The organism is Roseovarius salincola, assembly GCF_026891095.1.
In the GTDB taxonomy this organism is placed as follows: domain Bacteria; phylum Pseudomonadota; class Alphaproteobacteria; order Rhodobacterales; family Rhodobacteraceae; genus Roseovarius; species Roseovarius salincola.
On sequence record NZ_JAPTNL010000003.1, the window covers coordinates 88668 to 102462 of the forward strand.

Here is a 13795-nt window from a genome sequence, read left to right on the forward strand (position 1 = left end):
ACCCGGCTGAACCACTCACAGACGCGCAGAGACTGGCCTGATTCAACACGGAGTTCAAGCGAATCGGTGCGCAATTGCATACGGGCCGTGGCGTCAACGACCCCGCTGCGATCTCACCTTGCCGGGGCTGGCGAAGTTCGCTCAAGCTTCGTTCAGGCGTCCAGTTCGCGGCTCAATCTGCGAGTGATCGCCAGCGATCCCAGCGACAACGCGACGCACCATGCACCCATGAAAAGGCACTGTGTCGGAAAGTCGGTTCCGGCATCGATCAGGATGCCGGTCAGCCCGGGGCCGATCGCGGTGGAAACCACCATGACCGTCGTCGCCAGCGACCGGATCGCGCCCAGATGGCGGGTGCCGTAGGCGACCGGCAGCAAGACACCCCACAATGCGCCCGCCATGCCCTGCGTGACGCCGATCACGCCCAGTGCGACATGCCAGGCGATCACCTCCTGCGCGGGCCATATCAACGCGATTCCCAACCCCATGGGCAACAGCAGCGCGGGCAGCAGGTTCTGCGCCCCGAACCGGTCCGCCGCCCAGCCTGCGGCAAAGGCCGAGGCCACCGCGCTTGTTGCATAGGCCGAATACCCCGGCGCCATGGCGACCAGCGTCCAGCCCTTCACATCCGCGACATGAACCTGGTGAAAGAACACGACGGTGCCGATGAACCCCGGCGTCAGCAAGGTCGGCATCAATGCGGGCAACAGCCAGTGGCGCGCGGCGTCGCGCCGGCTCCATTGGTGCCCCATCAGGCCGGGTCGTGCGCCGCCGCCCTCTGCGCCCTCCGGCGCGCGCTCTTCGGCCAGCAGCACCCACAACAGCGGTGCGACCACCAGCACCAGCAGGCATGCGACCCCGGTCCATGTCGGCCGCCAGCCGATCCCGGCGATGGCCAGCACCGCCAGCAGCGGGATCACGATCTCACCGGCCGGATGGCCGAGGCTGGTGATCGCCACCGCCTGCCCGCGCCGCGCCTCGAACCAGCGCCCCATGGCGGTCAACGCGATATGGCTGAACATGCCCTGCCCGCAGAACCGCAACAGGAAGAGGCACAAACCCAATAACCAGATATTGCGCGCCATCGCCATGCCAAGCGCCGCCAGCGCGAAAGCCACCGCAATCGCCGGGGCCAGCCGTGACAGCCGCACGGTATCCACAATGGATCCGCGCGAGAACAACAGCGCCGCCGATGTCAGGGTTGCGACCGTGTAAAGACCGCCCCAGCTACCGTCGCTCAGCCCGTATTCGGTCTTGATTGCCCCCGCGAACAAAGAAATGAACCACGTCTGCCCAAAGGCCGAGGCGAAAGTCAGCAACACTCCGCTGGCCAGCCAGCGCAGGTTCTCGCGCAGGAAAGTCAGCATCTCGGTTCAGTCTTGTTTTCCTTGACCGGACCCTGTGTCATCGCATGATCAGAACCGGCACCCGGCAGGATCGCAGCATCTCGGTCGTGGTCGAACCGATCATCAGGCTGCGCACGCGCGAATGCCCGTAGGCCCCCATCACCAGCAAGCCGTGCTCGCCCTCCAGGGCGATCTCACCCAGAACGGCTTCCGGATCGCCGCTGCGGATCTCGATCTCGACATCGCTGCCACCCGCCTTCAGCGTTGCATGCGCCCCTTCAAGCGCCTTTCGGATATCGGGCGTGTCCTTGCCCGCGAAGACCAGCGTCACCTTCAGCCCCACAAAAAGCGGGCTACGCGAGATATAATCCACCGCCTTGAGCGAGGAGGCCCCGCCATCGAAGGCGACCAGAACCTTTTCGACGGGCCTGAACGCGCGGTTGGCGATGAAAACCGGCTTGTGGCTGGCGCGCACGATCCGTTCCAGGTTGGAGCCGAGATGCTCCATCGCCAGCGCCGCCGCCTCGCCGCGCTTGCCGATCAGGATCATCTCGCCGCTTTCTTCCTTGGCGGTGACGGTCTCGACCAGATCGCCCTGGCGCAGTCGGGTTTCGACCTCGATATCGCCATCGCCTTCGACAATCGCCCTTGCGTCGTCAAGGATCGCGCGCCCATGCTCATGCGCCAGCTTGGCGCGTGCCTCATCCAGTTCGGAAAGCTGCGCCAGAAGGGCGGTGCGCGCGCCCAGCCGGATCGCGCCGCTCAGGTCCTGGCCCTCGACCCCCTCGCGGCGGCCCATGACGTGATAGATCTTCACCTTCCAGTCATTCTTCCCGGCGATCCAGGCTGCGTGGTGGCAGACGCTTTCGGAATAGGCCGAGCCGTCGACAAGCGCGATCAGTGTATTCGTACTCATGAATCCGTTCCCCTTCAGTGGCCCAGCAGGCGATCCATCGCCCCCGGCTTGTCATGAATGGCCAGCCGGTCGACAATCGTCTCCGAGGCCTCATTCATGCCGATGATCTCCACATCGGCCCCCTCGCGACGGAACTTGAGCACGGCCATGTCCACCGCTGCAACCGATGAAATATCCCAGATATGGGCGCGGCTGACATCAATCGTCACTTTCTCGGGCGCTTCCTTGAAGTCGAATGCCTTCATGAAATCCTCGACCGAGGCAAAGAACAGCTGCCCCTCGATGTGATAGGTGCGGTGCATCCCGTCCGCCGTGATCTCCGTGCGGACCCGGAACAGTTGCGATATCTTCCAGGCGAAGAAGATGCCCGACAACAGCACGCCCACCAGCACACCGATCGCAAGGTTATGGGTATAGACCACGAAGAATACCGTCGCCAGCATCACGATCGAGGATGATCGCGGATGATCGCGCAGCGCCTTGATCGAAGACCAGGAGAACGTGCCGATCGAGACCATGATCATGATCGCCACCAGCGCAGCCATCGGAATCATTGCAACGATGTCCCCGATCACCACCACCATCGCCAGAAGATAGACGCCGGCGGCGAAGCTGGACAGCCGCCCGCGCCCACCGGATTTCACGTTGATGATCGACTGCCCGATCATGGCGCAGCCCGCCATCCCGCCGATGAATCCGGTCGCGGTATTGGCCAGCCCCTGGCCCACGCATTCCTGGTTGCGGTCGCTGCTGGTGTCGGTCAGGTCATCAACGATCTGCTGGGTCATCAGACTTTCCAACAGGCCCACCACGGCCACGGCGATGGAATAGGGCAGAATGATCCGAAGCGTCTCGAATGTGAGCGGAATGTCCGGGATCAGGAAGATCGGCAAGGTGTCGGGCAACTGGCCCATATCGCCCACCGTGCGGACATCCCAGCCCATGGCGACCGTCAGCAGCGTCAACACGATGATCGTGACCAGCGGCGACGGGATCGCCGTGGTGATGCGCGGAAAAAGATAGATGATCGCCAGCCCGCCCGCGACCAGCGCGTAGGTCAGCATCGGCACTTTCGACGGATCGAGCTCGGGCAGCTGCGCCATGAATATCAGGATCGCCAGAGCGTTGACAAAGCCGGTCATCACCGATTTTGACACGAACCGCATCACGTAGCCCAATCGCAGGAACCCCGCGCCGATCTGCAAAAGCCCCGCCAGAACGGTCGCGGCCAGCAGGTATTCCAGCCCGTGATCGCGCACCAGCGTGACCATCAGCACCGCCGTCGCCGCCGTCGCCGCCGAGATCATCCCCGGCCGCCCGCCGGTGATTGCGGTGATCACCGCGATCGAAAAGCTGGCATAAAGCCCCACCTTGGGATCGACGCCCGCAATAATAGAAAAGGCGATCGCCTCGGGAATGAGCGCCAATGCGACGACAAGGCCGGACAGCAGGTCGCCACGGATATTGCCGGTCCATTGGCGGCGGTATTGGGTAAGTGACATCATGAAAGTCTGGTATCCTCGGGCCGCGCGGCGATACGTGCGGTCTTGGTTTCCGTGTGGTCTGGTGCGGGTTTTGGTTGTCCGGCGGATCGGCGGCCGGAAGAGCCAGCCGGGGATCACACCCGGCTCCTTGCGTGTCGCGACGGGCTATAGTCGCTTCGCCCGCGATTGCCAAGCTGCGAAACTCATGTTTCGCCGCCCCTGCCCGGATCACTGCACCGGGCGCTCTTGCGGCCTGCTAGTCACGCGCTTCAGGAGCGGGGCGCATCGTCGCCACCAGCTCGGCCACCGTCACCCCGAACTTGCGCATCTGCGAGCGGTTCATGATCGCACCGTCGCGCGTCAGGTAAAGCCAGTCGGTCACGTCCAGAACATGCGCGCCGGCCTCCTTTGGCAGCACGATCCTGTAGCGCATCATCACCGTCGATCCCGATATCCGCCCCTGCGCCACGCCACGGATATCGTCGGCCGTCGCTGTAAAGCGTCCGCCCTTTCCCAGGGTGATGTGCCAGGCGCGCGCCTGCTGACTGCCGTTGGAATAGGTGAAATCCTCGCTCAGGACTCCGGCGTCCCCATCCCATTTGCCTGACATGCGCGCCACGAAACTGTTTGTCATCCGCCCGTCGGGCCCAAAGATCACCCCTTCCGACAGGATCTCGCCCGAAAGATGTTCTTGCAGCGAAAAGGCGGGCGCGCCCTCCGCATAGTCGCCCGGTTTCTGGCTGCGAAAGCTGAAGAAACGCGCCCGCACAAGAAGCGCGCCAAGGATCAGCGCCAGAACGGCGGCCAGCGCGCTCATGCCGGCTGCGCCTCTGCGGGCAGGCGGAACACCAGCACCAGCGCAGCAAGTTTCAGAATGCAGGGCAGCACGGCGTAAGAAAAGTTCAGCATACTCAAAGCACCTTCATCGTTGATTTCTCCGGGGGTGAATCCACTCCCCTCCAGCAGCGGCAGCACCGCGAAAGCCGCAAGCGCCAGCCCCAGCTTGCCCGCAAAGGACCATATCCCGAACGCCATCGAGGCCTTCAGCCCTGCACGCGTCAGCGCAACCGAGAACATCGCTGGCAGGATCACCATATCCGCTCCCAGTGCCGCCCCCGAGGCAAGGCAGATCAACACGAAACCGATCAGATTGCCCGGTGCCAGAAAGGCCGCGCCGACAAAGCCCAGGATCGCCAGCGGCATCGCCACCAGCAGCGTCGGGCGCGACCCGATCCGCTGGCTCATCCGCGCCCAAAGCGGCACACTCAGGCCCGCGCTCAGGAAGAACACGATCAGAAGAGGCCCCGCCATGCCTTCAAGCTGCAGGCGGTCCTCGACAAAGAACAGGAACAGCGTCGAGGTGATCGCCACCGGCAGGCTGTTGACCAGCGCCAGCGCCAGCAGCCTGAGCGCCCCGGCCTCGCCCAGCCCCTCCAGCGACAGGCGGTCGCCCAGCACCGCAGGGCGGCGCCATGCCGGCCGCGTGACCAGTGCCACCACCACCGCCAGCGCACCAAGGAACAGGCCAAAGGCCGGATAACCCCGCGCTCCCGCGCCAAGCCCCATGAGGATCGCGGGCGCAATCGCCGCGACCACCACGCCCGCCAGCATCCCCGCTTCGCGATAGGCGGCGAGCGTCATCAGTTCCTGCGCCGTGCCCTCTCGCGCCAGCGTGGCGCTGCGCCCATAAAGCAGGATCATGCCCAGGCTGTAGGCCGAAAACAGCAGCACCAGGATCGCGATCAGCCGCGCGACCACATGCGGCCCGGCCTCAAGCGCGAACAACAGCGGAAACCCCACCGCCAATCCGCCCGCCGCCAACATCGCGAACAGGCCCTGCGCACGCGGCCAGCGGTCGATCGCCCAGCCGATCAGCGGATCCTGCACCAGATCGATCAGCCGGATCACCAGCAGCACGCTGCCGATGACCCCAAGCCCGATCCCCAGATTGACCGAGGCAAAACGCGGCAGGTGGATGTAAAGCGGAATGCCGGCCGCCGCCAGCATCATCGCGTAAAGGCTGACACGCGGATAGCGCATCACTCGCCCTTCAATGCGCGGGTGAAACTTCTCGAGCGACTGTTCTCGCCCAGGAATATCCGCATGAATCCTTCCTTGATGCCGGGATGTGCCACCGTGCAGACCCGCTGGTCATTGCGCCAGAACGCGATTCTGTCGGGGCCATCCGACACCGCCGCATAGCGGTCGCCCTCCTGCACGTCCCGGAAACATTGCGCCAGCTGGTCGCGCACCGGCAGCGGCGCGCCGGTGCGGCGCAATTCGCGCATCGTGCCCTCGATCAGGTCATAGGCGGTCAGGTTGCGCCGGTATTCAAGTTCCAGCCCGAAATCCTCGCTCCAGTCCAGCGGCGCGCCGTCCTGCGTGTAAAGCCGCGCCTCGTAAAGCGGAAAGCCGATAAAGCGATAGATGGCCGCCCCACGCAATTCCGCATCCGCCAGCACCGACTTGACGATCGACGCCTGGGCCATGGCCGGGCAAACCAGCAACGCCGTGATCAGCATCGCCTTACGCATGGGCCAGCTCCACCTGAACCACATCGGTATGACCCACCGCGAAGGAGGCCGCGCAGATCTCGAGATAATATTTCCAGTTGCGAAAGAACGCCTCGCCATGGCCCATTTCGGCGATCCGCCGCTTTTGCGCGCTCAGACTCCGCGACCAGCTCCGGCAGGTGCGTGCGTAATCCTGACCAAAGGCGAAACTGTCGCGCAGCTCCAGCCCGGCATCGGCGGCCTGACGCGCAATCACCTTGTCCGACAACAGCATGCCGCCGGGAAACACGTAACGGCGGATGTAATCCGACGACGCGGCGTAGCGTTCATGGAACGCGTCGCTCACGGTGATCGCCTGCAACACCACCCGGCCACCCTCGGCCAGGTTCTTTTTGAGCATCGAAAAATAGCTCGGCCAGTAGCGCGCGCCGACCGCCTCGATCATCTCGATCGAGACGATATTGTCATATTGCCCCGCCACGTCGCGGTAATCGCGCAGCTGTATATCGGCGCGCCCGTCAAGTCGGCACTGGGCATAGGCATGCTGGTTGCGCGAGATCGTGACCCCGGTGACATCGCGCCCCTCGCCCACGGCCTGCTCGGCGAAACCGCCCCAGCCGCAGCCGATCTCCAGAACCCGCTCGCCCGCCCCGAGCCGCGACAGCACGCGGGCATTCTTGCGGGTCTGCGCGCGGGCCAGATCGTGATCCTCTTCGCCCGTGTCGAACAGCCCCGCCGAATAGGTCATCCCTTCATCCAGCCACAGCCGGTAGAATTCGTTGCCCACATCGTAATGGGCGCGGATGTTCCTTTGCGCCCCGCGCCTTGAATTGGCGCGCAGCACCCCGTCCACCAGACGGAATTTCGCCCGGTTCAGCAGGCTGGGGTGGTCATAGGCACCCAGATGATCGCGGTTGCGCATCGCCAGTTGCGTCAGCCCCTCGACCGAAGGCGTGTCCCACAGCCCCGCAACATAGGCTTCGCCCAGCCCGACCTGACCATGCGCCGCCATGGCCGAAACCGCCGCCCAGTCATGGATGACCATCTCTGCCTCGGGGCCGGAACTGCCGAAGTGATGGCGCTCGCCCTCGGGCGTGCGCAGGGTCAGCCGCCCGTCACGCAGGCGCTCGCATGTCGACAGGAACTCCGCTCTCAGGGCCTTGTTCGTGAAACGCACTCTCGCTTCCTTTCGTGTGATCCTGTGCATTGATCCCGCGCACGATCCGCATCGCGCTGGCGATGCCGTCCTCGTGGAAACCATGCCGGTTATAGGCGCCCGCAAACCATGTGCGGTTGCGCCCCTGCATCTCGCGGATGCGCCGCTGCGCACGCAACGCCGCCTTGTCGAACACCGGGTGGGCGAAAGTGACCTCGTCATAAATCGACTCTGCCGGGATTTCGCGCGACGGGTTCAGCGTGACGAAAAGCGGGTCGCTTTCCGGGATACCCTGCAAGCGGTTCATCCAGTAGGTGACTCCGATCGCGCCGCCTTGCGAGCGATAGACCCAGCTTGACCAGCAGGCGCGCCGCCTCGGCATCTGACCGGGGTCGCAATGCAGCACGGCGTGGTTGTCCTGATAGCGGATGTCGCCCAGCGCCGCGGCCTCGTCCTCGCTGGCATCACCGCCAAGGATCGCCAGCGCCTGATCCGAATGACAGGCCAGGACCACCTCGTCGAACGGGGTCTCCCCGGCGCCCGGCGCCATCACCCTCACGCCGGCAGGCCCGCGCGTGGTGCGCGCCACCGGCGCATCAAGATGGATATCGCAGCCCCGCGCTTCCAACGCGGCCTGAAGACGCTTCACGTATTCGATGCTTCCGCCCTTCACCGTCCACCACTGATGCTGCCCCGATCCCGCCAAAAGCGCGTGGTTGCGAAAGAACTGCACCAATGAGCGCGCGGGAAAGCGGTCCACCTCTTCCGTCGGGGTCGACCAGATCGCGCCGCACATCGGCAAGAGGTAATTGTCGCGGAACCAGCCCCCAAGGCCCAGCTCGTCCACCAGTTCGCCGATGGTCTTGTCGTCATCCATCGCGGCCGCCTCGGCCCGTTTGCCAAAGCGCAGGATGTCGGCGATCATGCGATAGAATTGCGGGCGCATGAGGTTGCTTTTCTGCGCGGTCATCGAACTCAGATTGCTCAGGCTGTATTCCAGCCGGCCATTATCGATGCTCGCACCAAAGCTCATCTCGCTCTTGATCACGGGCACATCGAGCTCCCGGAAAAGGCCGGTCAGAAAGGGATATGTCGCATAGTTGAACACGATGAAGCCGGTATCGACCGGCTGATCGCCATTCTTGCCCGCCATCACCGTGCGCGCGTGTCCGCCCAGACGCGGGGCCGACTCGAAAATCGTGACATCGTGATCCGAAGAAAGGTAATAGGCGGCCGAAAGGCCCGAAATGCCGCCCCCGATGATGGCGATCTTCTTCCGGGGAAACTGCGCTTGGTCGAACATCCGGGCCTCGTCTATTCCTGTAAATCTCCACCTGTTACGAGGGCCGATAACGCATGGATCAAAAAATCCCGCCACGACAAGGGGGTTGCACGGTTTCAAAGCGCGCCGCGACGCGAGCGCCCGCGGGTGATCCGCAGGAGCACGGGGCACGTATCACTCCCATGAAGATCGAACATATCCAGGGCCAGACCTACCATGCGCGCCGCGGCGAAGTGGTGAACGCGTTCCGCTACGGCGTCGATTACGTCATGCTCGACCCCGAGGCGGACCGATTGCCGGGGCTGATCTCGCGCAACCGTTTCAACCTCTGGTCGCTGCGCGACAGGCATCACGGCGGGCCGCGCGGGGCCGGGCGCGGGGCGGCGTGGTTTCGCGAGGTGCTTTCCGGACATGGGCTCGATCCCGACACGGTCGATATCCGCCTGCTCACACAGCCCGGCTTCCTCTGGTTCCATTTCAACCCGGTCAGCTTCTGGATCGCTCTGCGCGATGGCGCGCCCTGCGCCTTCGTGGCCGAGGTCAACAACACGTTCGGGGACCGCCATTGCTATTTCTGCGCCCATCCCGATTTCCGCCCGATCAAGGCGTCCGAAACGATCACGGCGCAAAAGCTCATGCATGTCTCGCCGTTTCAGCAGGTCTCGGGGCGCTACCGTTTCAATTTCAGCTTCTCCGAGCATGCCATCGCGATCCGTATCGCCTATGAGAACGGCGATCAGGGCGTGTTGGCGACCCTGACCGGCAAGCGCGCGCGCGCCACCAACCGTTCGCTGCTCTGGGCGGCGCTGCGCCGTCCGACGGGGGCGTTGCGGGTTCTGGCGCTGATCCACTGGCAGGCCTTGATCCTTTACTTCAAGCGCGCGCCCTTCCTGCGCCCGCCCCCTGCCCCAGACACATTGCTGTCCGACAGCCAGACCTTCCGCGAGCCCACCAAATGAGCGCCATCGCGGGAAAGACATACTGGCTGATCGGCGCCAGCGAGGGGCTGGGGCGCGAACTGGCCGCATTGCTCGATGGCGCCGGGGCGCGGCTGGTGCTCTCGGCGCGCAATGCCGGCCGCCTCGAAAGCCTCGCCGCCACGCTCGGCGATGCGCGGGTCCTGCCGCTTGACGTGACCGATCTCCAGGCCGTGCGCGATGCCGCCGCCGACATCGGGCCGGTTGACGGGCTGATCTACAACGCCGGCGCTTACGAGCCGATGCCCGCCACAAAATGGGACGGCGACGCCGCGCTGACGGTATGTGATGTGAACTTCACCGGTGCCATGCGCGTGCTGGGCGAAATCGTCCCCCGCTTCGTCGCCGCCGACGCGGGCGACATCACCCTTGTCGGTTCGCTAGCGGGCTATCGCGGCCTGCCCGCGGCCATCGGTTATGGTGCCAGCAAGGCGGCGCTGATAAGCCTTGCCGAAACCATGCGCCATGACCTGAGGGGCAGCGGCGTGACCGTGCGCATCGTCAATCCCGGCTTCATCAAGACCCGGCTGACCAACAAGAACGACTTTCACATGCCGATGCTGATGGAACCGAAAGACGCCGCGAAACGGGTTTTCGCCGCCATGCAGCGCCGCCGTTTCCGCACCGATTTCCCGGCGCCCTTCTCATGGTTCATCCGCGCACTGGTCTATCTGCCCGACCTCGTGATCTATCGCGGCCGCTGACCGCGCGCCGCGCGCGTCAGATCCGGAAGATCGGTTGCAGCAGGCGCGGCATGAAGGCGCGGAACCGCAGCGGCGCATCCGTCGCAGCAAGACAGATGCAGGCGTCACCCGGATCGGCAATGGGCGTGTGCTCCAAATCCTCGTCGGCGATCTCAAGGTCACCCACGCCGAACCGTCCGGTCTCGTCGCTGAAACTGCCCTGCAGGACCAGCGTCAGTTCCAGCCCGTTATGGCTGTGATCGGGCACCGCCTGTCCGGGCGGGATATGAAGCAGCCGGACCGAGCCGTCCTTGCCCGCATGCAAAATGTCCTGACGCACACCCATGCCCAGCGTCTTCCAGCGCGGCGCGCGCCCCTTCAGCGCGCTCATTACCGGGCCGGGCAGCGCACCCTTGCGCTCATGGACGGGCTCGGGCGTGTAGGGTTCGTCAAGACGCGACAGGATATCGGCCTTCAACCCGTCCGAGACAGCCACCGTTTCAGCCGACTCCAGCAACGCACCACCGATGCCCTGATGCGCCTCGAGCGCGGCGCGGCATTCGATGCACAACGACACATGGCTCGCGATCACCATGGCGAACGGATAGGGCAGACTGCCCGCCGCATAGGCCGCCAGCATGGCGTCGGGGATATGATGCGAAATGGGTTTCATGGCTTGAGCTCCCTCAACTCGTGTCTCAAGCGTTCCAGTCCAAGCCGAATACGTGACTTGATCGTGCCCAGCGGCAAACCCGTCTGCTCGCTGATTTCCTGATGTGTCAAATCGCCCATATAGGCCTTCTCGATGATCTCGCGCTGGTCGTCCTTGAGTTGCCCCAGCGCCTCTTTCAAGCGTCGCGCTTCCTGTTCAAGCGCCAATATCTGGCTCGCATCCGCCTCGCTGCCCGGTTCCTCGTGCAGTTCCTCGGGCACGGGGCGGCGCTCACGGCGCAGGATGTCGATCTGCCGGTTGCGGGCGATCTGGTAGATCCACGCCGAAACCTGTGCCCGGTGCGGGTCGAACATCGCGGCCTTGCGCCAGACTGTCAGCATCACGTCCTGCACGATCTCTTCCGACTGATGGGCAGACACGCCCGAACGCATGATGAATGCCTTGAGGCGCGGCGCGAAGAAATCGAACAGCGCCGCAAAGGCTTCGCTGTCCCGGTCGTCGCGAACTGCCAACATCCAGACGGTCTGCTGTGATAGTTCCGTTTTCTCTTGCGACACCTTTTTCCCTTCTTCACTGGGCATCACGGGCACAATCGGCCCGGCGCGCGAAGTATCAAGGTCAAGCATCAGCATAAACCCAATACGCAGGCGCATGTAAGTTGGATCATTTCCGCGCGCCGTTTTTTCCGCGCCTCGGGAAACGCTTCGCACAATCACCGCGCGCATGCACGCCCCGCGGTCTACTGCGTTGCCGAAGCGGGCAGGAAAATCCGGAAATCACTGCCCTTTCCGGGCGTCGAACGCGCGCTGATCGTGCCCCCGGCGCGGCTCACCAGCGTCTGGCTGATCGACAGGCCCAGCCCGGTGCCCTCGGCCTGCTTGGTGGTGAAGAACGGATCGAAAATCCGCCTGAGCACCTCGGGTGCGATGCCCTGCCCGGTATCCTCCACATGGATCACCACGCCGCCGTCCTTGTCGCCGGCGCGAATCGTCAGGGTGCCGCCGCCGGGCATGGCGTGCACGGCGTTCAGAATGAGGTTCACCAACACCTGTTGCAGCTCGGTGCGGGCGATCAATACGTCGCCGGTGCTGTCCAGATGCGTGACCACGGCGACATGCGCCGCCTCGATCTGGTGACGCGTCAGCACCAGACAGTCGCGCACCACATCGGCGGGGGAAATCACGTTGGCCGCGCCCGAATATTCCTCGGGCTTGGCGAATTGCAGCAACTTCGACACGATGGCGCTGATCCGGTAGACCTGATCGTCGATCAGGCGGAACTCGGTATCCACCTTCTCGGCCTCGTCCTGCGCCAGCAGGCTGCGCGCCACTTCCAGATTACCCTGGATCACGGCAATGGGGTTGTTGATCTCATGCGCGACGCCGGCGGTGATCTCGCCCACGGCGGCCAGCTTTTCGGACATGATCAGCCGCTCGGTGGTCTTTTCCAGCTTGCGGTTGGCGGCGCGCAGATCGCGGGTGCGCTCCTCGACCTTGCGTTCAAGGCTCCCGGCCCATTCGCGCAACTGGCGGTCACGCTCCTGCACCTGATCCAGCAACACATCAAGATGCCCGGCCACCTGCGCGATCTCGCCACTGTCCTCGGCCGGCGCGTTGCGCGCATTGAGATCGCCCGCCTCCACCCGCGCAATGGTCTGGGTCATCTTCTCCAGCGGCAAAAAGATGCGCCCCGCCCAGCGCAGGAAGATCGGCACCGACAAGAGCGCAATTAGCACGAACAACAAGGTGATCGTGACCACCGAATTGGTCTTGGCCGCCTGGAACGGCGCCTCCAGGAAACCCACATAGAGCATCCCCACCCTTTGCCCCTTGCTGTCCACGATGGGCTCATAGGCCGAGATATACCAGTCATTGACCACGAAGGCCCGGTCCAGCCATGTCTCGCCCATGTCCAGAACCCGCGCCCGCACCGCCGCCGACACCCGCGTGCCCAGCGCGCGCACGTCTTCGAACAGGCGCACATTGGTCGAGATCCGCACATCCTCCAGAAACAGCGTCGCCGTGCCCTGGCTGCCCTCGGGCAGGCTCTGTTCGCGATAGACCAGCGCGTTCATCGTATCGATGAAATCAAGGTTGCGGTTCAGCAGCATCCCCCCGACCAGCGCGCCCTGGCCGCCATGGCCGGGCCGCTGCACGGGGGCGGCGGAATGGATCACCATGCCCCGGTCCTCGACGCTGCGATCCGTGGGCACCGCCGCGCGGGTCGCCACCAGCCGGATCGCGGCGCGCCCGGACAGACCCGGCGACAATGTCTCAAGCTCGGCGCCGGTCATGATGTCCACATCGCTGCGCCACGCGCCTTTCAGCGCGCTTTCCAGCACCGGCCAATCGCCGGGGGCGAAGCCCTCGGGCGCATCCGTGCCATCGGTCAGGTAAAGAAAATCCAGCCCCAGCTTTTCGCGCTCTGCGGCCAGCAATGTCGCCAACGCCTCGGGGTCATTCATCGCCCGGTTCAATGCGACCGAACCCGCCAGCGCCTCCAGCCGCTCGCCCGAGTGTTCCAGCAAACGTTGCAGATATTGATTGGCGATCGTCAGGTCGCCATTGACCTTGGTGATCAGGATATCGTCGACCTTGCCCGCCCAGCGCAGCATCGAACTGCCCAGCAACAGCGGCAACAGCACCAGCATCGGCAAGAGAGCGATCACCAGCAGCCTGACCCTGACCGAGCTCAGAACCTGCCTCAGAATCGCCAAGCAACACCCCTTTCGGGCCGTATGGGCGCGCCACCACGGCTCATGGCCT

The 13795-nt window shown here is 64.4% G+C and carries 13 protein-coding genes and 1 other annotated feature; of the genes, 2 read left to right on the plus strand and 11 right to left on the minus strand.

From position 1 onward, the window contains the following. Positions 1-152 precede the first annotated feature (152 nt). The 8 genes from N5A93_RS05395 to N5A93_RS05430 all read right to left on the minus strand — a co-directional run bounded on the left by N5A93_RS05395 (position 153) and on the right by N5A93_RS05430 (position 8718). Positions 153-1367 (minus strand): MFS transporter, encoded by a 1215-nt coding sequence (locus N5A93_RS05395; RefSeq protein WP_268954055.1) that lies wholly within the window; start codon positions 1365-1367, stop codon positions 153-155. Positions 1368-1404: 37 nt separating this feature from the next. After that, entirely contained in the window at positions 1405-2262 is an 858-nt protein-coding gene (locus N5A93_RS05400; RefSeq protein WP_268954056.1) for a universal stress protein, read from the minus strand. Positions 2263-2276: 14 nt separating this feature from the next. Next, a complete protein-coding gene (locus N5A93_RS05405) occupies positions 2277-3767 on the minus strand; it encodes a SulP family inorganic anion transporter (RefSeq protein ID WP_268954057.1) in 1491 nt (496 codons plus the stop codon). Positions 3768-3839: 72 nt separating this feature from the next. Continuing rightward, positions 3840-3897: a sequence feature (sul1 is cis-regulatory element that is thought to sense ions involved in sulfur or methionine metabolism; They are found in Alphaproteobacteria), on the minus strand. 105 nt (positions 3898-4002) lie between these two features. Continuing rightward, positions 4003-4563: a DUF3833 family protein gene (locus N5A93_RS05410; RefSeq protein WP_268954058.1), complete on the minus strand. Its 561-nt coding sequence runs from the start codon at positions 4561-4563 to the stop codon at positions 4003-4005. Next, on the minus strand, positions 4560-5786 hold the full coding sequence (locus N5A93_RS05415; protein ID WP_268954059.1) for an MFS transporter: 1227 nt from the start codon (positions 5784-5786) through the stop codon (positions 4560-4562). Before N5A93_RS05415 ends, N5A93_RS05410 begins: the two co-directional genes overlap by 4 nt. Beyond that, positions 5786-6280, minus strand: coding sequence for a chalcone isomerase family protein (locus N5A93_RS05420; RefSeq protein WP_268954060.1), 495 nt, complete (start codon positions 6278-6280; stop codon positions 5786-5788). Before N5A93_RS05420 ends, N5A93_RS05415 begins: the two co-directional genes overlap by 1 nt. Then, positions 6273-7436, minus strand: a complete 1164-nt coding sequence (locus tag N5A93_RS05425) for an SAM-dependent methyltransferase (RefSeq protein WP_268954061.1) — start codon at positions 7434-7436, stop codon at positions 6273-6275. The genes N5A93_RS05420 and N5A93_RS05425 overlap by 8 nt, the downstream gene beginning before the upstream one ends. After that, complete coding sequence (locus tag N5A93_RS05430) at positions 7375-8718, minus strand: NAD(P)/FAD-dependent oxidoreductase (RefSeq protein WP_268954062.1); 1344 nt, start codon at positions 8716-8718, stop codon at positions 7375-7377. Before N5A93_RS05430 ends, N5A93_RS05425 begins: the two co-directional genes overlap by 62 nt. Positions 8719-8879: 161 nt before the next feature. Between N5A93_RS05430 and N5A93_RS05435 the strand changes: the two genes are divergently transcribed. Both N5A93_RS05435 and N5A93_RS05440 read left to right on the plus strand, forming a co-directional pair. Continuing rightward, positions 8880-9656, plus strand: coding sequence for a DUF1365 domain-containing protein (locus N5A93_RS05435; RefSeq protein ID WP_268954063.1), 777 nt, complete (start codon positions 8880-8882; stop codon positions 9654-9656). After that, positions 9653-10378, plus strand: a complete 726-nt coding sequence (locus N5A93_RS05440) for an SDR family NAD(P)-dependent oxidoreductase (protein WP_268954064.1) — start codon at positions 9653-9655, stop codon at positions 10376-10378. The genes N5A93_RS05435 and N5A93_RS05440 overlap by 4 nt, the downstream gene beginning before the upstream one ends. Before the next feature lie 16 nt (positions 10379-10394). Here N5A93_RS05440 and N5A93_RS05445 read toward each other — a convergent pair whose 3' ends face one another. The 3 genes from N5A93_RS05445 to N5A93_RS05455 all read right to left on the minus strand — a co-directional run bounded on the left by N5A93_RS05445 (position 10395) and on the right by N5A93_RS05455 (position 13680). Beyond that, positions 10395-11030, minus strand: coding sequence for a ChrR family anti-sigma-E factor (locus tag N5A93_RS05445; protein WP_268954065.1), 636 nt, complete (start codon positions 11028-11030; stop codon positions 10395-10397). Further along, complete coding sequence (locus N5A93_RS05450; RefSeq protein ID WP_440590572.1) at positions 11027-11662, minus strand: sigma-70 family RNA polymerase sigma factor; 636 nt, start codon at positions 11660-11662, stop codon at positions 11027-11029. The genes N5A93_RS05445 and N5A93_RS05450 overlap by 4 nt, the downstream gene beginning before the upstream one ends. 107 nt (positions 11663-11769) lie before the next feature. After that, positions 11770-13680: a sensor histidine kinase gene (locus N5A93_RS05455; RefSeq protein ID WP_268954277.1), complete on the minus strand. Its 1911-nt coding sequence runs from the start codon at positions 13678-13680 to the stop codon at positions 11770-11772. Positions 13681-13795 lie beyond the last annotated feature (115 nt).